18 protein-coding genes are annotated in these 20,912 nt (G+C 72.0%); 8 read left to right on the top strand and 10 right to left on the bottom strand.

Going from position 1 to position 20,912, the window contains the following annotated elements:
* The first annotated feature begins 50 nt into the window (after nucleotides 1–50).
* Genes ABZ956_RS14120 through ABZ956_RS14110 form a run of 3 tightly spaced genes read left to right on the top strand, consistent with a single transcriptional unit; the run spans nucleotide 51 to nucleotide 2,443 of the window.
* Entirely contained in the window at nucleotides 51–1,202 is a 1,152-nt protein-coding gene (locus tag ABZ956_RS14120; protein ID WP_361891896.1) for a lipid-transfer protein, read from the top strand.
* A 6-nt stretch (nucleotides 1,203–1,208) separates the two neighbouring features.
* Nucleotides 1,209–1,673: an OB-fold domain-containing protein gene (locus ABZ956_RS14115; RefSeq protein ID WP_361891893.1), complete on the top strand. Its 465-nt coding sequence runs from the start codon at nucleotides 1,209–1,211 to the stop codon at nucleotides 1,671–1,673.
* Nucleotides 1,670–2,443, top strand: coding sequence for an enoyl-CoA hydratase/isomerase family protein (locus tag ABZ956_RS14110; protein WP_361891890.1), 774 nt, complete (start codon nucleotides 1,670–1,672; stop codon nucleotides 2,441–2,443). Before ABZ956_RS14115 ends, ABZ956_RS14110 begins: the two co-directional genes overlap by 4 nt.
* A gap of 58 nt (nucleotides 2,444–2,501) precedes the next feature.
* On the opposite strand, the gene ABZ956_RS14105 is transcribed toward ABZ956_RS14110, so the two are convergent.
* Together ABZ956_RS14105 and ABZ956_RS14100 are read right to left on the bottom strand one after the other, a co-directional pair.
* Nucleotides 2,502–5,024 (bottom strand): PQQ-binding-like beta-propeller repeat protein, encoded by a 2,523-nt coding sequence (locus ABZ956_RS14105; RefSeq protein WP_361891887.1) that lies wholly within the window; start codon nucleotides 5,022–5,024, stop codon nucleotides 2,502–2,504.
* Nucleotides 5,025–5,289: 265 nt separating this feature from the next.
* Nucleotides 5,290–6,093, bottom strand: a complete 804-nt coding sequence (locus tag ABZ956_RS14100) for a VOC family protein (protein WP_361891884.1) — start codon at nucleotides 6,091–6,093, stop codon at nucleotides 5,290–5,292.
* Between the two features lie 311 nt (nucleotides 6,094–6,404).
* Between ABZ956_RS14100 and ABZ956_RS14095 the strand changes: the two genes are divergently transcribed.
* Nucleotides 6,405–7,052 (top strand): TetR/AcrR family transcriptional regulator, encoded by a 648-nt coding sequence (locus tag ABZ956_RS14095; RefSeq protein WP_071962540.1) that lies wholly within the window; start codon nucleotides 6,405–6,407, stop codon nucleotides 7,050–7,052.
* Between the two features lie 172 nt (nucleotides 7,053–7,224).
* Here ABZ956_RS14095 and ABZ956_RS14090 read toward each other — a convergent pair whose 3' ends face one another.
* The gene (locus ABZ956_RS14090) at nucleotides 7,225–7,701 is read right to left on the bottom strand and encodes a nitroreductase family deazaflavin-dependent oxidoreductase (RefSeq protein ID WP_361891881.1); all 477 of its coding nucleotides are present in this window, start codon (nucleotides 7,699–7,701) and stop codon (nucleotides 7,225–7,227) included.
* Nucleotides 7,701–8,903, bottom strand: a complete 1,203-nt coding sequence (locus tag ABZ956_RS14085) for an acyl-CoA dehydrogenase family protein (protein ID WP_361891878.1) — start codon at nucleotides 8,901–8,903, stop codon at nucleotides 7,701–7,703. The genes ABZ956_RS14090 and ABZ956_RS14085 overlap by 1 nt, the downstream gene beginning before the upstream one ends.
* Before the next feature lie 124 nt (nucleotides 8,904–9,027).
* On the opposite strand from ABZ956_RS14085, the gene ABZ956_RS14080 reads away from it, so the two are divergent.
* Complete coding sequence (locus ABZ956_RS14080; RefSeq protein WP_361891875.1) at nucleotides 9,028–10,200, top strand: acetyl-CoA acetyltransferase; 1,173 nt, start codon at nucleotides 9,028–9,030, stop codon at nucleotides 10,198–10,200.
* 145 nt (nucleotides 10,201–10,345) lie between these two features.
* Here ABZ956_RS14080 and ABZ956_RS14075 read toward each other — a convergent pair whose 3' ends face one another.
* The gene (locus ABZ956_RS14075) at nucleotides 10,346–10,777 is read right to left on the bottom strand and encodes a Zn-ribbon domain-containing OB-fold protein (protein ID WP_361892450.1); all 432 of its coding nucleotides are present in this window, start codon (nucleotides 10,775–10,777) and stop codon (nucleotides 10,346–10,348) included.
* A 205-nt stretch (nucleotides 10,778–10,982) separates the two neighbouring features.
* Between ABZ956_RS14075 and ABZ956_RS14070 the strand changes: the two genes are divergently transcribed.
* The 3 genes from ABZ956_RS14070 (at nucleotide 10,983) to ABZ956_RS14060 (ending at nucleotide 14,882) form a co-directional block, all read left to right on the top strand.
* Complete coding sequence (locus ABZ956_RS14070; RefSeq protein ID WP_361891872.1) at nucleotides 10,983–13,211, top strand: acetate--CoA ligase family protein; 2,229 nt, start codon at nucleotides 10,983–10,985, stop codon at nucleotides 13,209–13,211.
* Nucleotides 13,212–13,287: 76 nt separating this feature from the next.
* Nucleotides 13,288–14,163, top strand: coding sequence for an enoyl-CoA hydratase-related protein (locus ABZ956_RS14065; RefSeq protein WP_361891869.1), 876 nt, complete (start codon nucleotides 13,288–13,290; stop codon nucleotides 14,161–14,163).
* 68 nt (nucleotides 14,164–14,231) lie between these two features.
* Nucleotides 14,232–14,882 (top strand): flavin reductase family protein, encoded by a 651-nt coding sequence (locus ABZ956_RS14060; RefSeq protein WP_361891866.1) that lies wholly within the window; start codon nucleotides 14,232–14,234, stop codon nucleotides 14,880–14,882.
* A gap of 19 nt (nucleotides 14,883–14,901) precedes the next feature.
* Here ABZ956_RS14060 and ABZ956_RS14055 read toward each other — a convergent pair whose 3' ends face one another.
* From ABZ956_RS14055 to ABZ956_RS14035, 5 genes are all read right to left on the bottom strand, one after another.
* Entirely contained in the window at nucleotides 14,902–15,903 is a 1,002-nt protein-coding gene (locus tag ABZ956_RS14055; protein WP_361891864.1) for a hypothetical protein, read from the bottom strand.
* A gap of 283 nt (nucleotides 15,904–16,186) precedes the next feature.
* Nucleotides 16,187–17,260, bottom strand: coding sequence for a Zn-dependent alcohol dehydrogenase (locus ABZ956_RS14050; RefSeq protein WP_361891861.1), 1,074 nt, complete (start codon nucleotides 17,258–17,260; stop codon nucleotides 16,187–16,189).
* 32 nt (nucleotides 17,261–17,292) lie between these two features.
* Complete coding sequence (locus tag ABZ956_RS14045) at nucleotides 17,293–18,756, bottom strand: aldehyde dehydrogenase family protein (protein WP_361891858.1); 1,464 nt, start codon at nucleotides 18,754–18,756, stop codon at nucleotides 17,293–17,295.
* Entirely contained in the window at nucleotides 18,753–19,916 is a 1,164-nt protein-coding gene (locus ABZ956_RS14040) for an acyl-CoA dehydrogenase family protein (RefSeq protein ID WP_361891856.1), read from the bottom strand. Before ABZ956_RS14040 ends, ABZ956_RS14045 begins: the two co-directional genes overlap by 4 nt.
* 26 nt (nucleotides 19,917–19,942) lie before the next feature.
* The gene (locus ABZ956_RS14035; RefSeq protein WP_361891853.1) at nucleotides 19,943–20,854 is read right to left on the bottom strand and encodes an SDR family NAD(P)-dependent oxidoreductase; all 912 of its coding nucleotides are present in this window, start codon (nucleotides 20,852–20,854) and stop codon (nucleotides 19,943–19,945) included.
* Nucleotides 20,855–20,912 lie beyond the last annotated feature (58 nt).

Below are 20,912 nucleotides of genomic sequence, written 5' to 3'. Positions count from 1 at the left end.
GATTAGCGATAGCCTTCCGCGCTGTCAGCACCGACAACACGGAGGTGGCGATGACCACGACGCTCAAGGACACCACTGCGATCGTCGGCATCGGTCAGACCCCCTTCGCCCGCCAACTCCCCGAATCCGAGAAAACCCTGGCCTGCCGCGCCGTCCTCGCCGCCCTCGACGACGCGGGCTTGTCCCCCTCCCACGTGGACGCGTTCGCCTCGTACACCATGGAGACCACCGACGAGGTCGAGATCGCCAAGGCCATCGGCGCGGGCGACGTCACCTTCTTCTCCCGGGTGGGCTACGGCGGAGGCGGCTCCTGCGCGACCGTCGCCCACCTCGCCGCCGCCCTCACCACCGGCCAGGCGACCGTCGGCGTCGCCTGGCGCTCACGCAAGCGCGGATCGGGCCCGCGCCCCTGGCGCGACACCCGGACGCAGCTGCCCACACCCGGCCAGTGGACCCGGCCCTTCGGCCTCCTGCGCCCGGCCGACGAGATAGCCCTGCTCGCCCGCCGCTATATGCACGAGTACGGCGCGACCCGCGACCACTTCTTCAACGTCGCCCTGGCCTGCCGCAACCGCGCCAACCAGAACCCCGCCGCGATCATGTACGAGCGCCCGCTGACCCGCGAGACGTATATGACCTCCCGTTGGATCAGCGAGCCGCTCTGTCTCTTCGACAACTGCCTGGAGACCGACGGCGCACTGGCCTGCGTCCTCGTCACGGCCGAGCGCGCCGCGGACTGCCGGCGCCCCCCGGTCTATGTGCACTCCGCGGCCCAGGGCCTGCCGTCCCAGCACCACGGCATGGTCAACTACTGGACCGACGACCCGCTGTCCGGGCCGTCCTGGACGGCTGCCCGACAGCTGTGGAAGGGCGCCGACTTCGGCCCCGACGACGTCGACGTCGCCCAGATCTACGACGCGTTCACGCCGCTCATCCCGCTGTCCCTCGAAGGCTATGGCTTCTGCGGACGCGGCGAAGGCGCGGCCTTCTCCGAAGGCGGCGCGCTCGAACTCGGCGGCCGGCTGCCGATCAACACCGCCGGCGGCGGACTCAGCGAGGCTTACGTCCATGGCTTCAACCTCATCAACGAGGGGGTCAGACAACTCCGTGGCACCTCCACCGCGCAGGTGCCCGGCGCCTCGACCTGCCTGGTCACGGCGGGCGAGGGCGTCCCCACTTCGGCACTGCTGCTCAGGAGTTGAGTGCTCATGTCCTCCATGATGAGGGGCACCACTGACAACGGCCTTCTGCTGCCCGTCGCGGATGTGGACGGGCAGCCCTTCTGGGACTTCGCCGCCCGCGGTGAGCTGCGCGTTCAGTCCTGCGCCGACTGCCACCGGCTCCGCTTCCCGCCCCGGCCCTGCTGCCCGCACTGCCAGTCCTTCGCCGGCGAGTGGCGCCGGATGTCCGGGCGCGGCCACATCTGGTCGTACGTCCTGCCCCACCCGCCCCTGCTGCCCGGCTATGCCGAACAGGCCCCGTACAACGTCATCGTCGTCGAGCTCGCGGACGCCCCCGGCATCCGCCTCGTCGGCAATCTCGTGGCCCACGCCGACGCCGCGCTCGACTCCGTCGACCCGGCCGCGCTGCGGATCGGCGCGTCCGTCACGGTCACGTTCGCCGAGATCGCACCGGGCGTCACCCTGCCCCGCTGGCTTCTGGAGCGCCCATGACCCTCCACACGGAACGACGCCCGGACGGCGTCGCCCTCGTCACCCTGAACCGCCCTGAGCGGCACAACGCCATCGACCTCGCCACCGCACGGCAATTGCAGTACGCCTGGCGGGACTTCCGCACCGACGACACGGTACGGGCCATCGTCCTCACCGGCGCCGGTGACCGTGCCTTCTGCACCGGCATCGACCGCTCCGCCGACGTCCCGCAGCCACGTTCCCCGTACTCGGTGGACGACCCGCTGCGCACGGTCGGGCCCAAGGCCGCCGACCTGTGGAAACCCGTCGTCGCCGCGGTCGGGGGCATGGCGTGCGGCGGAGCGTTCTACCTGCTGGGCGAGGCCGAGTTCATCGTCGCCTCCGAGAACGCGACCTTCTTCGACCCGCACACGTCGTACGGCATGGTCAGCGCGTACGAGTCCGTTCTCATGGCCCAGCGCATGCCGGCGGGCGAAGCCGCGCGGATGGCCCTGATGGGCACCGCCGAACGCCTCTCGGCCCGCCGGGCCCACGAGATCGGCCTGGTCAGCGAGGTGACTCCGCCCGGCGAGGCCACAGCCGCCGCCCTGCGCGCCGCCGCCGTCATCGCCTCCCAGCCGACGGAACCGGTCCAGGGCACCGTCCGCGCCCTGTGGGCGGCCCGGGAAGCCGCCCGCGCGCACGCCCTGGCCCTGGCGCCGCACCTGGTCTCGCTGGGCAACCTGCCCCCCGCCGACCAGGCGGCCCGCTTCGCCGCCCGCGACCGCGCCCACCCCTACCGGCTGCGCTGACCGCAGGCCGGGGCGGATACGGGGCCGGGGCGGGTACCGGGGCCGGGGCGGCCGGACGTCAGCGCCGTGAGTGGCCTGTGCCCTTCGCCGCGTCCAGGGCGTAGACGCACCGGTCCTTGCTGCAGGCGTAGACCACGCCGGCCACGGCCACCGGGGAGCCCGTGATCTCGCCGCCCGTGGCGAGCTTCCAGCGCAGCTGGCCGCCCGCGGAGTCCACCGTGTAGAGGCAGTGGTCCGCGGAGCCGAAGTGGACCCGGCCGTCCGCGACGACGGGGGCGCCGACGATGTCGCCGCCCGCGGCGAAGCGCCACTTGGGCGTACCGGTGACCGCGTCCAGCGTGTAGAGCGCCCCACCGCTGCCCAGGTGCACGGCGCCCGCGGCGACCAGAACGGGCTCCGTCGACTGGCGGGCTTCCGTCGCGATGCGCCAGCGGTCGCGTCCGGTGGCCGCGTCCAGGGCGTACACCGTGCCCAGGTAGTCGGCGATGTAGACGCCGCCGCCCGTCACCGCGGGCCCGGGAGCGAACGCGGGCGGGCTCAGGAAGACCGCCGGCGCCTCGAACCGCCAGCGCACGTCACCACGCGCCACGTCGATGGCGAGCACCCGCGTCCCGGCGGCGACGTAGACCATCCCGTCCGGCGCGGACGACAGCCGCACCGGCACACCGCCGCAGGACGCCGCGTCGCCGACCGGATAGGACCAGCGCTCCACGCCCGTACGGGCCTCGAGCGCGCGCAGCCGCGCGTCGGCCCAGACGTAGACCGTGCCGTCGTGAACGACCGGACCGCAGTCGGGCGTCTCGAAGTCGGTCTGGGCGCCGGTCATCTCCCACAGCAGCTCGCCGTTGGCGGCCTCCCACGCCTGGACGCCGCCGCCGCGCGTACCCGTCACGATCGTGCCTCGGTCCGCCTTGAGCGAGTAGACCCAGCCGTCCGTGGCCAGGCGCCACCGCTCCGCGCCGTCCGCGGCGTCGAGCGCGTACAGCGTGGGCCCGTCGGAGGCGTGTATGCGGCCGTCTGCGACCGCCATCGCCCAGGCCACGTCCCGGGTCTTGAACTGCCGCCGCCCGCTCGCCACGTCGAGCGCGTGCACCTCGAAGGACGTGACGTACAGCAGGTCGTCGGAGACGACGGGCGTGCCCCACACGTCGTTGGACATACGGAACCGCCACGGCCGCCAGCGGCCCGGGTCGCTGTGGGCGCTGGTGCCGCCGTCGGGCGCCGGCGCCGAGGCGGGCGCCTGGCCGGGCACGACCGCCGCCGAGGCCCCGGCCGGGGGCCGTACCCAGCCGGTCGTGGGACCCGCCCCGGTCTGGGCGTGCGGCTCCCGCGCGTCGGCGACCCGCGGGCCGGGCCCGATCGGCACCTGCGATCCGGCCAGCCGTACGGTCCCCTCGGGCGCGGGCGCGGCGGGAGCCCCCGCGTGCCGCCCCTGGGCAGCGGCGGCGCCCGCGGGCCGTACGCCGTGCGGGCCGCTCAGGCCGCCCCGCGGATCGGGCGCGACGACGCCGGAGCGCCCCGCGCCCGCGCTCACGTGCCCGTCGCCCCAGCCGGTGCCGCTACGGGCACCCGCGGGCGGTTCGTAGGACGCCACCGGCTCCGGGGCCGGGGGCTGGACGGGGCGGGGCGGCGGGGCGGAACGGCCGCGGCCCCGGGACCCGCCGCCCGCGGCCGGGGGACGGTGGCCGGCGCGGCGCTGTTCGATCAGGGTGACCGCGTTGTCGGGCAGCCATGCCGAGGCCGTACCGCTGTCGTCGCCCCCGCCGGAGGCGAACAGGTGAGGCGCCAGCTGCGACTGCAGGTCGGCCGGGCTCGGCCGGTTCTCCGCCGCCATCTGCATGCAGGAGTCGATCAGGGGGCGCAGCTCGTCGGGCAGGCCGCCCAGGTCGGGCCCTTCGCGCAGCAGCATGAAGACGGTCTCGACCGGATTCGCGCCGTGGAAGGGCGCGTGCCCGGTCGCGGCGAAGACCAGCGTGGAGCCGAGGGAGAAGATGTCGCTGGCCCCGGTCACACTGCGCGAGTCACGCGCCTGTTCGGGCGACATGTACGCGGGCGTACCGACGGCGACGTTGGTCATGGTCAGTCGGGTGTTGGAGACGCCGGAGGCGATGCCGAAGTCGATGACCCGGGGGCCGTCCTCCACCACGAGCACGTTGGACGGCTTCAGGTCGCGGTGCACGAGCCCCGCGCCGTGGATGGACTGCAGCGCCTCCGCGATGCCGGCGGCCAGCCAGCGCACGGCCTGGGCCGGCAGCGGCCCGCACTCGGTCACGATCTCCTCGAGGGAGGGCGCGGGGACGTATGCGGTGGCGAGCCACGGGACGGCGGCCCTCGGGTCGGCGTCCACGACCGCGGCCGTGTAGAAGCCGCTGACCGCCCGGGCCGCTTCCACCTCACGGGTGAACCGGACCCGGAAGAGCTGGTCCTCCGCGAGCTCCGTGCGCACCGTCTTGATCGCGACCCGTCGGCCGGACGCCGAGCGGGCGAGATAGACCAGCCCCATGCCGCCCGCACCGAGCCGGCCGAGCACCTCGAACGGGCCGATCCGTCTCGGGTCGTGCTGCGTAAGCTGCTCCACCACTGACCTGCCACCTCCCCGTGGGGGCTTGAAGGGTTTCAGCCCCGTGCAGCGCGTCACCGCGAATTATCCCGGGGTACGCACCCTGATTCTTCCTGGCGAAGCCCGCGGTTGCGAACCCGGGGGCGCTTCGCCGTGTCTCCGCCAAATAGGCCCATATCCCGCTATACGCGGACCCACCCGCCTCATGTGCCTCCTCCTGCCCTCTCCGCCCGCTCTCCGCCTCTCGCTGCCCCATACCGCCCCCCACCGCCCCTCCCATGGCCGGCTACGCCTGCACCGGCTGCGAGACGTCGATGACGGCGAAGTCGGCGCCCTGGTCATCGGCGAGCACCGCGAAGCGCCCGTACGGGGTGTCCTGCGGGTCCCAGCGGAGCCGGCCGTGCAGCCGCAGGGTCGCCTGCACGACGGCGTCGCAGTCGTCGACCACGAAATAGGCCAGGAAGTGGGCGGGCATCTCCCGGGGGAACCGGTCGTCCATGACGGCCCGACCCGCGACCGCGTGCTCGGGCGTGGCCGGTACCCCGGCGGGCGTCCAGATGGCGAACTCGATACCCGCCTCCTCGCTCAGGTCGTGGACGTTGACCCCGAAGACCTCCTCGTAGAAGGGGTCGATCGCCGCGGCGTCCCACGTGTACACCTCGGCCCAGCCGTACGCGCCCGGCTCGCCCCGCTTCTCGAACCCCTTGTGGCTACCGGCCTGCCACACCCCGAACACGGCGCCTCCGGGATCGGCCGCCATCAGCATCGTGCCGAACGGGCCGATGGCCATCGGCCCCATGACGATCTGCCCGTGTGCGGCCCGGATCCGGTCGGCGGTGGCCGCCGCGTCCGGCGAGGCGAAGTAGACGGACCAGGCCGTCGGCATCCGGCCGTCCGGCTTGGGCGCCAGCGCCGCGACGTTCTTCCCCTCGTGGAACGCATGGGTGTAGTGCCCGTACTCCCCTCCGCTGTCCTCGAACGTCCAGCCGAGGATCTCGCCGTAGAAGCGCTTGCCCGCCGCGACGTCCGGCAGCATGACGTCCGCCCAGCACGGGGCGCCTTCCGGGAACCCGTCCGTGGCTGTGCTCATGGTCCGGCCTCCTTCCGCGGGTCGGGCGCGGCGCCCGGTTCGCTCGGAGTGTTCTCGCTGCCACGGTAGAGGTGGAACGCCGATCCCGCGCGGCCTGTGGATAACTGCCGGACGGCCTCGCGAACGCCTCGCGGGGAACGCCGTCCACAGCTCATTGATAGGACAATTCACCGGTACGGGCCAATCCGCTCCTACCGTCTCCGAACCCCTTCACACCCCCTCTGACCTGCGCTTACACCCCACCCAACACCCCCGCCCCCATTTGCATGCGGCCGAATCGCGCTCCGATCACCCCTCGGTAAGCTGACGGCATGACAGGACAAGTACGCACCGTCGACGGCCGCGTGGCCGGTCGGCGCGGTCAGGCGACGCGGCAGAAGCTGCTCGACTGCCTCAGCGAAATGCTCAGCTCATCCCCCTACCGCGATGTCAAGGTCATCGATGTCGCCCGCAGGGCCGGCACCTCGCCCGCGACCTTCTACCAGTACTTCCCCGACGTCGAGGGCGCCGTCCTCGAGATCGCCGAGGAGATGGCGAAGGAGGGCGCGAGCCTCACCGACCTGGTCGCCGGACGCTCCTGGGTCGGCAAGTCCGGCGCGCAGGCGGCCGAGGAACTGGTCGACGGCTTCCTCGGGTTCTGGCGCAAGCACGACGCGATCCTGCGCGTCGTCGACCTGGGAGCGGCCGAGGGCGACAAGCGCTTCTACAAGATCCGCATGAAGATCCTCAACGCCGTCACCAACTCCCTCACGGAGTCCGTCAAGGAACTGCAGTCCAAGGGCAAGGTGGACAAGGACGTCAGCCCGGCCGCCGTGGCCGGTTCGCTCGTCGCGATGCTCGCGGCCGTGGCCTCGCACCAGAAGGGCTTCCAGAGCTGGGGCGTCAAGCAGGCCGAGCTCAAGCCCAACCTCGCACTGCTCGTGCATCTGGGCATCACCGGCAAGAAGCCGACGAGGTAACCCACAGCGCGACAGCGCACCACATCGCATTCCTCGCACGTCCTGTCATCGCAGCGGCGGGCCGCTCGGGCTCGGCCCCGGACGGCCCGCCGCGGCGCACCGCAACACGTCCGCCGGCCCAGCTTCCGTCCCGGTACCGCCGCGACCCGGCAGCCGCTTGCCGCCGCCGCCCCTACCGCCTCTCCAGCCGGAACAGCCGGATCTCACGCTCCACACGCGCCTGATAGCGCGCGTACGGCGGCCAGAACTCGAGCACCGCCGCCCATGTCCTCTCCCGCTCCGCGCCGCGCAACAGCCGTGCCCGTACGGGAATGTCCCGCCCCTTCCAGCTGATCCGCGCATCCGGGTGCGCCATCAGGTTCGCCGTCCAGGCGGGGTGACCGGGGCGCCCGAAATTGCTGCCGATCAGGGTCCAGGCGCTGTCGGTGCGGTCGTCCGGCATGCACGCGAGCGGCGTCCGCCGCGCCAGGCCGCTCTTGGCTCCCGTCGAGGTCAGCAGCACCGAGGGAAGCATGTAGGAGCTCAGCAGCTTCTTGCCGTGCGTCATCCGGTGAATCGCCCGGTCGGCGGCCGGCACGAAGTGCGGTGCGATCCGTGCGAACGCGCGGGTCGAGGAGACCGTGCGCACCAGGCGTTCGACGGCGGCCATCACAGCACCACCGCTTCCCGGGCTCCTGCGGTGTCGAACAGTCCGGCCAACCCCGCCGCGCGCTCCCGCAGCCGGTGTACGGGGCCGAACAGCAGCTCGTCCGACGCCGCCCGTTTGAAGTACCTCTGCACATCGTGTTCCCACGTCACTCCGATGCCTCCATGCAGTTGGATCGCCTCTCCGGCGACCACCCGGGCGGTTTCCAGGGCCTGTGCGAGCGCGAGTCCCCCAACGGCGGCCTGAGCGGACCATGCCGCGTAGTACGCCGCCGAACGGGCCGTCTGCACGGCCACGTACAGGTCCGCCAGCCGGTGCTTGACGGCCTGGAAGGAGCCGATCGGCCTGTCGAACTGTTCGCGCACGCGCGCGTACTCGACGGTTTGCTCCAGCACCCGTCCCGCCGCCCCCACCGCTTCGGCCGCGAGGACGGCGGCCACCTGGCCGCCGAGCCCGGCCAGCGCGGCCCGCACGTCGTCGTCCGGCGACCCGAGCGGTTCCGCTTCGGCGTTCCGCAGCTCGACGCGCGCCTGGGGCCGCGTCTCGTCCAGTGCCGTCAGCCGCGTACAGGACACCCGGCGCAACGCCTCCGGCTGCAGGGCGAACACCACCGTGCGACTGCGCGGATAGCCGCCGGTGTGCGCGGCGACCAGCAGCAGACCGGCACTGTGCCCGTCGAGCACCTGCCCGGCCTCTCCGTAGAGCCGCCAGCCGTCGCTGGTCCGGTGGGCCTGCACACCGCCGGCCCGGCCGCCACCGGCCCAGTGGGCGCCGTCGGGTCCCACAGTCGCGGTCAGGGCGAACGCGTCCGCCAGCGTGCCGTCCGGCACGGCGAACGTGCCGGTCAGCCGGCCTGAGGCGAGGCGGGGCAACAGCTTCGCGCGCTGCTTCGGGGTGCCCAGGGCGGCGACAAGGGGGATGGTCACCGCCGCGGTGGCCGTCAGGGGCGACGGCAGGAGCGCCCGTCCGGCCTCCTCACAGGCCAGAGCCAGCTCCATGAGGCCGCAGCCGACCCCGCCGTACCGCCGCTCCACCGCCAGCCCCGGCAGCCCCAGCTGATCGGCGAGACGAAGCCACAGTCTCTCGTCGTAACCGGCGGGGGTCAGCACGGCCGCCCTGGCCTCGCCCGGACCGGACTCCTTGAGCAGCATCTCGCGCAGGGTGCGCCGGATCTCCACCTGCTCCACGCTGAACGCGGCGTCCATCGGCAGCCTTCCCTTCAGCTGTTCTGATGGTGCGTCATATTAGGTTCGGGGGACGGCGTTTCCCAGGGGAAGGGCAAGCAGGAAGCCACCGGCATCCAAAAGGACTTGATGTACCGTCAGGTCTATGACTCCAGGCAAGCGCAAGGTCGCTGTCGTCGGCGTCGCCCTCTCCGACTGCGGCCGGCTCGACTCGGTCACGCCGTACGCCCTGCACGCACAGGCCGCCCGCCGCGCGGTCACCGACTCCGGGCTCGACAAGTCCCTGGTGGACGGCTTCGCCTCGGCCGGGCTCGGCGCGCTCGCTCCCGTCGACGTCGCGGAGTACCTGGGGCTGCGGCCCACCTGGGTGGACTCGACGTCGGTCGGCGGCTCGACCTGGGAGGTCATGGCCGCCCACGCGGCCGATGCCATCGCGGCGGGCCACGCCAACGCCGTCCTGCTCGTGTACGGCTCCACCGCTCGCGCCGACATCAAGGCCGGCCGCCGCACCGCCGGCCTGCCCTTCGGCGCCCGCGGCCCCGCACAGTTCGAGGTTCCGTACGGGCACACCCTCATCGCCAAGTACGCGATGGCGGCCCGCCGCCACATGCACCAGTACGGCACCACGCTGGAACAGTTAGCCGACATCGCCGTTCAAACCCGCGCCAACGCCGCTTGTAACCCCCACGCCATGTACCGCACGCCCATCACGGTCGACGAAGTACTCAACGGACCGCTGATCGCCGATCCGTTCACCCGGCTCCAGTGCTGCATCCGCTCCGACGGCGGCTGCGCCGTGCTGCTGGCCGCGGCGGAGTACGTCCCGGACACGGTCAAACCGCCGGTGTGGGTCGTGGGCACCGGCACCGCCGTCTCGCACACCACGATGTCCGAGTGGGAGGACTTCACCACCACCCCGGCGGCCACCTCCGGGCGCCTGGCTTTCGAGCGCGCCGGAATCGCCCCGCAAGAGATCGAGGTGGCGCAGCTGTACGACGCGTTCACCTATATGACCCTGGTGACGCTGGAGGACCTCGGCTTCTGCGCCAAGGGCGAGGGTGGCGCCTTCGCCGCGCAGGGCCGGCTGACCGTCGGGGGCGACCTGCCTGTCAATACGGACGGCGGCGGCCTCTCCGCCTGCCACCCCGGCATGCGGGGCCTGTTCCTCCTGGTCGAGGCCGTGCGCCAGCTCCGCGGCGAGGCGGAGGAGGGCCGCCAGGTCCGCAAGGCGGGCGGTCGGCCACCCCGGCTCGCCGTCGCCTCGGGCACAGGAGGGTGGTTCTGCTCGTCGGGCACGGTGATCCTGGCCCGCGACTGACGCCCAGGGGGCGCCGGACCCAGCCCTGCCGCCTGGCACCAGGCCTGAGGCCGACCCCTGCCGCCTGACGCCAGGCCCGAGGCCAGCCCTACGGCCGAGCGCACGGCCGCTACGGCCGAGCGCACGGCTCAGGCCCCGGCAGCGGCTATCTGGACCTGGCTGCCACCGACGGCCGGAAGACCGGCACCACGGGCAGGGCACCCTCAGGGTCACCGCGGTAGGCGACCTGCAGCCGCATACCGATCCGCAGCTCGCTCCCGGAGCAACCGGTCACCTCGCTCATCATGCGCGGCCCCTCCTCGAGATCGACCACCGCCGCGACGTAGGGGACGCGCGCGCCGAAGGGCGGGAGGTCGTTCATGTGGACGACGGACCAGGTATAGAGCGTGGCGCGACCGCTCGCCTCCTCCCAGACGACGTCCGCGCTCCAGCAGCGCGGACAGAACTCCCGTGGGTAGTGGTGCGCCTTTCCGCACCCGTCGGCACGGCACCGGCGTATGAGCAGCCTCCCCTGGGCCGCGGCGTCCCAGTAGGGCCGCGTGAAGTCGTCGACCTCCGGAACGTCGAAGCGCGTCACTCCTGGCAACGGTTCCACCTCCTGACCGCCCCGGCCGCCGCTGCTGTGCCGCCCCCCTACCGCGCCGCCGTTCGGACGGCACTCCTGCCCGGCCGCGGCGTCGCTGTGCCGTGGTTCGGCGCACAACCATTCCTGACGGCTCATCAGATCGGTAATCTGACTCAACGTCAGCTTATCGGCCATTGAGCAGGAGTGGGCGAGAACGATGCTCGGATCGACTCACGGCACCCTCACCACCACCTCCCGTACGGCCCGTGTAGTGGCCTGTGGCCGACGACCAGGCCCCATGGTCCACGGCACGGCCTCTCCCGCCGGCGACGACCTGGACGTCAGCGGGCGCCCCCTGCGCTCCGACGTCCCCGACCTGGACCGCTTCTTCCGCCCCGAGACCGTGGCCGTCATCGGCGCCTCGGAGACCGAGGGGCGACCCAATACCGGGGTCACCCGGCAGCTCATCGCCTGGGCCGAGCGCGTCGGCGCCCGCGTCCACCCTGTCCACCCCACCCGTACCACCGTCTTCGGCCTCCCCTGCCATTCGTCCGTCCGCGACGTACCCGGCCGGATCGACGTCGCCGCCGTCCTGATCGGCGACCCCGTGCCGGTCGTCGAGGAACTCGCCCATTGCGACGTGGCGTTCGCCGTCGTCTTCGCTTCCGGCTTCGCGGAGACGGGCGCCGAGGGGGCCGCGGCACAGGTCCGGCTCACCGCCGCCCTTCAGGGCACCGGCACCCGCTTGCTCGGACCCAACACCAACCTCAACGCCTTCGAGCCCGTCCGCGACGACCTCAACGGGCCGGCCATCGCGCTGATCACCCAGTCAGGCCACCAGGGCAGGCCGGTCTTCAGCCTGCAGGAGCTGGGCATCCGGCTTTCGCACTGGGCCCCCACAGGCAACGAGGCGGACCTGGAATGCGCCGACTTCATCTCCTACTTCGCCACCCGGCCCGAGGTCGGGGCCATCGCCACCTATGTGGAAGGGCTCAAGGACGGCCGTTCCTTCCTCCTCGCCGCCGACCGGGCCGCCCGCCACCACGTGCCGGTCGTCGCCGTCAAGGTGGGCCGGACCGAGGTCGGGGCCCGCACCGCCGCGACCCACACAGGCAAGCTGACCGGCGGCGACGACGTGGTGGACGCCGCCATGCGGCAGTTCGGCGTGATCCGCGTGGCCGGTCTGGACGAGCTCCAGGACACCTCCGCCCTGCTCGCCCGCGCCCGCCCGCCCCGGGCCGAGGGCGTCGCCGTGTATTCGATCTCCGGCGGCACGGGCGCCCACTTCGCGGACCTCGCCACAGCGGCCGGGCTCGAGATCCCCGTCCTGCCGGCCGCGAAACAGGCCGAGCTCCACCAGTGGATACCCGACTATCTGAGCACCGCCAACCCGATCGACAACGGTGGTCACCCTGTGGGCGACTGGCGCGGCCGCAAGATCATCGACGCCATCCTCGCCGACCCCTCCGTGGGCATCCTCGTCTGCCCGATCACCGGCCCCTTCCCTCCGCTGAGCGACAGACTCGCCCAGGACCTCGTGGACGCGGCGGAGAAGACGGACAAGCTGGTGTGCGTGGTCTGGGGTTCCCCGGTCGGCACCGAGGACGCCTATCGCACCACCCTTCTCGGCTCTTCCCGCGTGGCCACCTTCCGCACCTTCGCCAACTGCGTCACCGCCCTGCGCGCCTACCTCGAACACCACCGCTTCGCCGCCGGCTACCGCTCCCCCTTCGACGACGCGCCCCGCTCCCTGTCCCCCTCGGCCCGCAAGGCCCATGCACTGCTGCGTCCAGGCGAGCAGCTGAGTGAGCACGCGGCGAAGCAGCTCCTGCGCGCGTACGGCATACGTGTGCCCCGCGAACACCTGGTGACCAGCGCCGCCGCGGCCGTGCGCGCCGCCGCCCAGATCGGCTATCCGGTCGTCATGAAGGCCTCCGGCCCCCGGCTCGCCCACAAGTCGGAACTGGGCCTGGTCAAGATCGGGCTGACTTCCGCCAGCCAGGTCCGCGACGCCTATCGCGAGCTCATCGACATCGCCCGCTACGAAGAACTCCCCCTGGACGGCATCCTCGTCTGCCAGCGGGTCGGGCGCGGTGTGGAGATGGCCGTCGGCATCACCCACGACACTCTCTTCGGGCCCACGGTGACGGTGGGCCTGGGCGGCGTGCTCGTGGAGGTCCTGGACGACACGGCCGTACGCGTACCGCCGTTCGGCGAGGACCAGGCGCGGGCGATGCTCGGCGAACTGCGCGGGCGTGCCCTGCTCGACGGCGTCCGGGGGGCTCCCCCGGCCGACGTGGACGCCCTCGTCGAGACCGTTCTGCGCGTCCAGCGCATGGCCCTGGAACTCGGTGACGACCTCGCCGAGCTGGACCTCAACCCGCTGGTCGTTCTCGAGCGCGGCCAGGGGGCCGTGGCACTCGACGCGCTGGCCTTCTGCCGCTGACGCGGCGGCCGGGACCGGACCCCTCCCCCGGTCGGCCGACCGCGCGCGAGGCGCCCGTAGGAATAGGAGCTCCCCCATGAATCTCTCCCCCCGTGAGACATCCCCTGAGACCAGTGGGCACGACGAGCCGGACGGCTCCGTCGTGCCCGTCGGCTCCGATGACTCATTGGTACTGCACGCCACTGACAACGGCGTCACCTCGATCACCCTCAACCGGCCCCAGTCGCTCAACGCCATCACCCCTGACCTGCGCGAACGCCTTGTTTCAGAATTCGGCCGGATCTCCGCCGACCCGGCCGTGCGGGCCGTGGTCCTCACCGGCGCGGGCAGGGGATTCTGCTCGGGCGCCGACCTGCGGGCGGGCCCGGTGGCGGCCGTCACCACACGTGTTCCGGGCGATGTGGCCCGTACGATCCGCAACGGCGCGCAGCGGCTGATCAGCGCGGTGCTGGACTGCGAGAAACCCGTGATCGCCGCCGTGAACGGCGCAGCCGCGGGGATCGGCGCGCACCTCGCGCTGGCCTGCGACCTGGTCCTGGCCGCGGAATCCGCGCGGTTCATCGAGGTGTTCGTCCGGCGCGGGCTGGTCCCCGACGGTGGCGGCGCGTATCTGCTGGCCCGCCTGGCCGGGCCGCAGCGCGCGAAGGAGCTGATGTTCTTCGGCGACGTGCTCTCGGCGACCGAGGCGGAACGATTCGGCCTGGTCAATCGCGTGGTGGCGGATGCGGAGCTGAGTGGGACGGCACAAGCGTGGGCCGAGCGGCTGGCGGCCGGGCCCACGCGCGCTCTCGCCCTGACGAAACAGCTGGTCAATACCTCGCTCGAGGCCGACCGGGCAGCCGCCTTCGCCGCCGAGGCAGCCGCACAGGAGATCAACGCCACGACGGCGGACGCGGCCGAGGGCGTGCGCGCCTTCGTGGAGCGCCGCGACCCGGCGTTCCGAGGCCGGTGAAGCTCCGGCGCCGGCGCTGCGCGTACGGGCACTTCCCAGCTGACGCCACATCAGATTCAATGGGCTCCATGATGGGACACGCCGGGATGGCGGCCATCGCCGTGCGCCGCCTTCGCCCGACCGACAGGCCGGCCACCGCTGGGCCCTTCACCCCGCAGGCCCGCCCACGACTGCGCGCCGTCAGAGCGGACGAGCGGCCGCCACCCGCCCCGGAGGAGTTCAGGAACGTACTTGGCCACTTCGCCAGCGGAGTCACTGTCATCACCGCTCCGGCCGCGGAAGGCGAGCCGCCCGCGGGCTTCGCCTGTCAGTCCTTCTCCTCGCTGTCCCTCGACCCCCCGCTGGTCGTCTTCATGGTGGCCCGTACGTCCACCACCTGGCCGCGCATCGCCCGTGCGGGAGTGTTCTGCGCCAACATCCTCGGCTCCGGGCAAGGGCCGCTCTGCCGGGGTTTCGCGGTCAGAAGTTCACAAACAGCCGACAAGTTCACCGGTGTGCGCTACGAAGGGGCTCCGGTGACCGGTTCGCCGAGGATCGAGGACGTACCGGCCTGGGTCGACTGCACGATCCACGCCGTGCACACGGCCGGGGACCATCTCATCGTCGTCGGGCGTGTGGAAGCGCTCGGAGTGGACGAGAGCGCGGCGGGCGCCGGACCGTTGCTCTTCCACCGGGGAACCTTCGGAACCTTCGACGGGTTCGGCCCGCACGGCGACTGAGGGGGCCGCGAGGTCGACTTCACTTCTTGTGCTCGGCCACCTTGGTCAAGGTGTAGCGCTTGCCGGAGCCGGGCTTGCCGATCTCGTGGTAGATCCGCGGCGCCTTCCGCGTACCGATGACGCTCCAGTCCCGGGCGAGTTCGCAGGCGCCGATCCGCAGGGAGACGCTCCGCACCCGCCCGTCGTCCTTGATCGCCTTCCATGTGCCGGAGCCGTCGCAATCCTTGGGCTTGTCCTTGCCGGTGCCGTCCCAGATGAAGTTGTCGAGCCCGTCGGCGACCGCGTTGCCGTCAGCGGTGAGCCGGACGGTGCCTCCGCGGCTGTCGGTCCAGGTGCCGGTGAGGTCCGACGTGGTCAGCCGCGGCGGCTCGTACACCTTCACCAGGCCGGTGGCGTAGGCTCCGCCGCCCAGTGTCGCGACGGCCAGCCAGGCGATCGCCCCGAGACGCGTCACCCGCCGGGCCACGCTCCCCCGGCGGGCCTCACGGACCCGTCGCGCCGCCGCCTGACCCGCCAGGGTCGCGGGCAGCAGCCCGATCGTGAGGGACACCCACCACAGCAGGTAGCTGAGCGCAGGCGCGAAAGAGAGGCTGCCCAGTGCCGCGACGGCACCGAAGACGGCCACTGCTGCCGCCGCGACCACCGGAACAGCGGCGAGAACCCACAGCCGGCTCTCGCCACGCCACCGGGCCTCCGCCGCCCGGCGGGCCAGCGTCAGGCCCGGCATCACGGCTGCGGCAGTGACGAAGCCGCTGACAAGAACAGTCAGAAGGAGGACACCGAGAACGAGCGCGACGATCAGGAGGGGGCTGCTGGGGATGCCGTCGTGCTCACGCGAGAGCAGGACAAGCACACTGGCCGTGCCGGCGATGAAGACCTCCGCGCAGAGGGTGGCCATCGACGCGCAGAACGCGGCACCGAAGCCGTCGCCGTCCGTCCGCTTCGGCGTCGCGGAGGACTTCTCGGGCATGGCGTCGGTCGTCTCGTCCGGTATCGCGTGCGGCTCAGCCTTCTGCGTCATTTGCGCCCCTCTCTCCAAGAATGATTCCCCCGGAGGCCGAGAGGTTCCGTCGCGAGAGGCCCAAGACCGCACTCAACCCACCGGTCCACCGAATTCCATCGACAACGAGGTCCGGATATACCGCCACACCAGCACTGATCGCCCAGTCGCACCATTCTTACCAAATGGTGCGACTTAGCCTGAATCAGGGTTGCCCGGACCGCAGGAGGTACGAGCCAACCCCACACTCAGGCAGCGGCCGGCGCAAGACCTGCGCCGGCAGTACATAAGGGGGCGGACCGGGTCACCGATCGAACGAAAGGACGCCGCGCGCCACCGTACGGTTGTTCACGTCGGCCGCCGCCCGCTCGAAATCTTCGACCGGGTAGACCTTGGTGATCAGCTCGTCGAGCAGGAGCCGTCCTTCGCGGTAGAGCCGTGCGTAGAGCGCGATGTCGCGCTGGGGGCGGGAGGAACCGTAACGGCAGCCGAGTATCGACTTGTCGAGATAGAGGGACGAGACGAGAAAGGACGCCTCCGCGTCGGCGGGCGGGACGCCGAGCAGCACCGCCTGGCCGTGCCGGTCGAGGAGATCGACTGCCGTCCGGATGAGGCGGGTGTCACCGACGCACTCGAAGGCGTGGTCGACGCCTGTCGGCAGGATCTCGCGCACGGCGGCCTCGGTGTCGGGGACGGCGGAGGCGTCGATGAAGTGTGTCGCGCCGAAGCGCCGCGCCGGCGGCCCCTTCGCCGCATTGGCGTCCACGGCGACCACCGTGGAGGCACCGGCGAGCCGGGCCCCCTGCAGGACGTTGAGCCCGACCCCGCCCGCGCCGATGACGAGCACGGACTCACCCTGCCCCACCCGGGCACGGTTGAGGACGGCGCCGACTCCGGTCAGGACGCCGCAGCCGATGAGCGCCGCCGGGATCAGCGGGACGTCCTCGTCGATCTTCACCGCTTGGACGGCCTTGACGACCGTCCGCTCCGCGAAGGCGGAGTTGGACGCGAAGTGGAACAGTCTCTCCCCGCGCCGGGAGAACGGCCTGGTCGGCCTGCCGATGGACCGGCGGCACATGGTCGGCCGGCCGCGGTCGCAGTCGGCGCAGACTCCGCAGCCGGCCAGAGTGGAGAGCGCGACGTGATCTCCGGGCGTGACGTGGGTGACTCCTGAGCCGACCGCCTCGACGATCCCGGCGCCCTCGTGGCCGAGGACCACGGGGACGGGGTAGGGGATGGTGCCGTCGATGACCGACAGGTCGCTGTGGCACAGTCCCGCGGCGGCCACGGCGACGAGCACCTCGCCGGCGCCGGGAGCGCGGACCTCCAGGTCGTCGACGACCTGCGGCCGCTTCCCGTCGAAGATGACGCCTCTCATGGTGTTGTCCTCTCCGCAGCGGGGTTGAGCGGTCAGGACGGCCACACGACCGACTGGAGCTCGCTGTACGCCTCCAGGGCGAAGGAACCGCCGTCCCGGCCGATCCCGCTGTCCTTGAAACCGCCGAAGGGCGTCTCGGGGTGCCGTTGCGCGGTGTTGATGCCGACGTTGCCGCTGCGCAGCTGTGCGGCGAGCGCCCAGGCCCGCGCGGTATCGGCGCTGAAGACATAGTCGTAGAGGCCGTAGGACGTGCCGTTGGCGATACGGACCGCCTCGTCCTCGTCGTCGAAGGCCATGGCGGCCACCACGGGACCGAAGAGCTCCTCGCGGGCGACGGTCATGCCGGGCGCGACTTCGGCGATGAGGGTAGGAGCGACGTAGAACCCGGGCCGGATGCCGGGGCGGGCGCCCCCGACGACGATCCGGGCCCCCTCCTCGCGGGCCCCGGCGATGTACGCCTCGACGCGATCGCGCTGCGCGGCGGAGATCAACGGGCCGACGATCGTGGAGTTATCCACAGGGTCCCCGATTGTCAGTGACTCGGCGTACTGTTTGAGACCGGCGACGACCTGCTCGTACAGCGATCGGTGGACGAGCACCCGGGTCGGCGCCGTGCAGATCTGCCCGCTGTGGAACGACCAGACCGAACCGACCGCTTCGATCGCCGACTTGAGCACTGTGTCGTCGGCGTCCTCCAGGACGATGGCCGCGCCCTTGCCGCCCAGTTCCATCAAGGCGCGCTTCATCGACCTCCCCGCGGCTTCGGCGATTTCCTTTCCCACGGCGGTGGAGCCCGTGAAGCTGATCATGTCGACGGCCGGGTGCGCCACGAGCGCCTCGCCGGTGGCCGGTCCCGAGCCGGTGACCACGTTGAACACCCCGTCCGGGAGGCCGGCCTCCCGGAACAGCGGGCCCAGCTCCAGGCAGCAGAGAGGGTCCTGCGGCGCGGGCTTCGCGACGACCGCGTTGCCCATGGCCAGAGCGGGTGCCACCTTGCCCGCGAGATTGACGACCGGGAAGTTGTAGGAGGTGATGCAGCACACGACGCCCACGGGACGACGGACCGCGGCGGCAGCGAGCAGGCCGCCGGGCGCCAGCGGGCCGGAGGCGACGACCCGCGGCGCGAGCGGGATGACAGACGGCTCCATCGCCCCGCGCGCGTAGCGCCGGAAGCGATCGGCTGCCGGGAGCACCTGCAGGGACGAGGCGACACGCATGGTAGCGCCCGTCTCGGCCTGGAGAAGGGGGACGAGCTCTCCCTTCCGTTCCGTGAGCAGATCGGCGATCCGCTCCAGCACGGCCGCGCGTTCGCGCGGATCGGTACGCGACCAGCCGCCCTGTGCGGCCTGTGCGGCGGCCACGGCGTCGGCGACTTCGGCGGAAGTCGACTCCGGGGCCTCCCCGACGACCTCTTCGGTCGCCGGATTGACAACTGGATAGTGCCCCTTTTCCGGCGCGCGCCAGGCGCCGGCGATCCAGTGCCCGTACGCCGTCATGGTCGTGGCTCCTTCGGCAGGCCGAGGACGCGCTCGGCGATGATGTCGCGCTGGATCTCGTCCGAGCCGCCGTAGATCGTGTCGGCCCGGCTGAAGAGGAACAGGCGTTGCAGGGCGTCCAGTCGGTACGGCCTGTCGGCGCGCCAGTCGTCCGGTCCCAGGGCGGCGGACGCGCCCCGCACCTGCATCGCCAGTTCACCGAGCCGTTTGTGCCAGCCGCCCCACAGCAGCTTGGCCACGCTGGGCGCCCCGGGGTCGTCGGCCGCGCCCAGGGTCCGCAGGGCGTTCCAGCGCATGCTCTGCAGGTCGGCCCATTGCCGTACGAGCCGGTCCCGTACCGCCGGCTCCGCTGCGGCGCCGGCCTCCACGGCGAGGCGGATCACGCGGGCCAGCTCGGCGGCGAAGCCGATCTGCTGAACCAGGGTGGAAACCCCGCGCTCCCGGGCCAGGAGCCCTACGGCCACACGCCAGCCGTTGCCCTCGCCGCCGACGAGGTGCTCGGCGCGGGCCTCGGCTCCGTCGAAGAACACCTCGTTGAAGTCGGCGGCTCCGGACATCTGCCGGATGGGACGGACCTCGATCCGGCCCGGCTGGTCCATCGCTACCAGCAGGAAGGAGAGTCCGTGGTGGCGCCGGGATCCCTCGGTGGAGCGGGCCAGCACGAAGCACCAGTCGGCCTCGTGGGCGAGGGAGGTCCAGATCTTCTGTCCGCTGACGCGGTACGTGCGTCCGTCGTCGGCGCGCACGGCCGTGGTGCGCACGGCTGCCAGGTCGGATCCCGCTCCGGGTTCGCTGTAGCCCTGGCACCAGAGTTCCTCGCCCCGGGCGATGGCGGGCAGGAAGCGGGCGCACTGGGCGTCGTCACCGTGAGCGAGGAGGGTGGGGCCCAGGAGGTTCTCGCCGAGGTGGCCGAGGCGGGCGGGCGCCTGGGCGCGGGCGTACTCCTCGGCCCAGACGACCTGCCCGGTCAGGGTGGTGGTGCGGTTGCCGTAGGTGCCGCGTGCGGGGCTCCAGCCGAGGCCGATCCAGCCGTCGTTGCCGAGCTCGCGTTCCCAGGCCCGGCCGGCGGCGCGGGACGGATCACCGGTGGTGTGCTCGGCCAGCCACTCCCGCGCCTCCCGGCGGAACGCCTCGTCCTCCGGTCCGAATGCGAAGTCCATGCCCTCTCCCGTCGGCGCTCGGCGCGTTACGCGTTGGGGCGTTGTCCGGCGGCGGCCGCGTCGGCCATGGCCTGGAGCCGGTCCAGCATGGGCATGGGGTCGACTCCTACCGTTCCCGGGAGGATGTCGGCGATCCGATCGGGGGTCCAAGGCCCCTCCGCGTAGGCGGCCCGCAGTTCGCGCGGCTGCGCCCAGACCGCGATCTTGGGGCCGGCGACCGTGTAGACCTGTCCGGTGATCCGCTCCTCGCGAGCACGCTCGCTGAGCAGGTAGACCACCAGCGCGGCCACGTCTTCCGGCTCACCGATCTCCTTGAGCTCCATCGGCACATTGGCGGACATGCGTGTCCGGGCCACGGGGGCGACGCAGTTGGCGGTGACCCCGTATTGGTGCAGGCCCAGTGCGGCACTGCGGACGAGGGAGATGACGCCTCCCTTGGCGGAGGCATAGTTGGCCTGCGCGACGCTGCCTTGGTGGTTTCCGCTGGTGAAGCCGATGAGGGTGCCGCTTCGCTGCCGGCGCATGACGGCGGAGGCTGCGCGGAAGACGGTGAAGGTGCCCTTCAGGTGGGTGGCGATGACCGGGTCCCACTCCTCTTCGGTCATATTGAAGAGCATGCGCTCGCGGAGGATTCCGGCGACGCAGACGACGCCGTCGAGGCGCCCGTACCGCGCCAGTGCCGTATCCACGATCCGCTGGCCGCCGGCCATGGTCGACACGTCATCCGCCAGGGCGGTGGCCTCGCCGCCTGCGGCTTCGATCTCCTTGGCCACGATGGTCGCGACCTCGGTGGTGGGCTTGTCGCCCGCGACGGACACGCCGTGATCGTTCACGACGGCCTTGGCCCCCTCGGCAGCGCAGGCCAGGGCGACGGCTCTGCCGATGCCCCGTCCCGCACCGGTGACGGCGACCACTTTGCCGGCCAAGAAGTTCCCCACGGTGTGCCCCTTCCCGCAGTTTCTGACGGCCCGTTAGATTTTTGGGCAGCGCGAGCGC

It is taken from the genome of Streptomyces sp. NPDC046261, assembly GCF_040646235.1.
Lineage (GTDB): Bacteria > Actinomycetota > Actinomycetes > Streptomycetales > Streptomycetaceae > Streptomyces.
The sequence above is the reverse complement of the archived record's forward strand: the minus strand, read 5'-3'. Positions and strand labels throughout refer to the sequence as shown.

Coding starts and splice junctions, on each gene's coding strand:
- ABZ956_RS14085 (WP_361891878.1), bottom strand. CDS start 8,903: ATGGACGCCGCGTTCAGCGTGGAGCAGGTGGAGATCCGGCGCACCCTG.
- ABZ956_RS14080 (WP_361891875.1), top strand. CDS start 9,028: ATGACTCCAGGCAAGCGCAAGGTCGCTGTCGTCGGCGTCGCCCTCTCC.
- ABZ956_RS14100 (WP_361891884.1), bottom strand. CDS start 6,093: ATGAGCACAGCCACGGACGGGTTCCCGGAAGGCGCCCCGTGCTGGGCG.
- ABZ956_RS14120 (WP_361891896.1), top strand. CDS start 51: ATGACCACGACGCTCAAGGACACCACTGCGATCGTCGGCATCGGTCAG.
- ABZ956_RS14095 (WP_071962540.1), top strand. CDS start 6,405: ATGACAGGACAAGTACGCACCGTCGACGGCCGCGTGGCCGGTCGGCGC.
- ABZ956_RS14040 (WP_361891856.1), bottom strand. CDS start 19,916: ATGGACTTCGCATTCGGACCGGAGGACGAGGCGTTCCGCCGGGAGGCG.
- ABZ956_RS14115 (WP_361891893.1), top strand. CDS start 1,209: ATGTCCTCCATGATGAGGGGCACCACTGACAACGGCCTTCTGCTGCCC.
- ABZ956_RS14090 (WP_361891881.1), bottom strand. CDS start 7,701: ATGGCCGCCGTCGAACGCCTGGTGCGCACGGTCTCCTCGACCCGCGCG.
- ABZ956_RS14045 (WP_361891858.1), bottom strand. CDS start 18,756: ATGACGGCGTACGGGCACTGGATCGCCGGCGCCTGGCGCGCGCCGGAA.
- ABZ956_RS14110 (WP_361891890.1), top strand. CDS start 1,670: ATGACCCTCCACACGGAACGACGCCCGGACGGCGTCGCCCTCGTCACC.
- ABZ956_RS14065 (WP_361891869.1), top strand. CDS start 13,288: ATGAATCTCTCCCCCCGTGAGACATCCCCTGAGACCAGTGGGCACGAC.
- ABZ956_RS14055 (WP_361891864.1), bottom strand. CDS start 15,903: ATGACGCAGAAGGCTGAGCCGCACGCGATACCGGACGAGACGACCGAC.
- ABZ956_RS14060 (WP_361891866.1), top strand. CDS start 14,232: ATGATGGGACACGCCGGGATGGCGGCCATCGCCGTGCGCCGCCTTCGC.
- ABZ956_RS14070 (WP_361891872.1), top strand. CDS start 10,983: ATGCTCGGATCGACTCACGGCACCCTCACCACCACCTCCCGTACGGCC.
- ABZ956_RS14050 (WP_361891861.1), bottom strand. CDS start 17,260: ATGAGAGGCGTCATCTTCGACGGGAAGCGGCCGCAGGTCGTCGACGAC.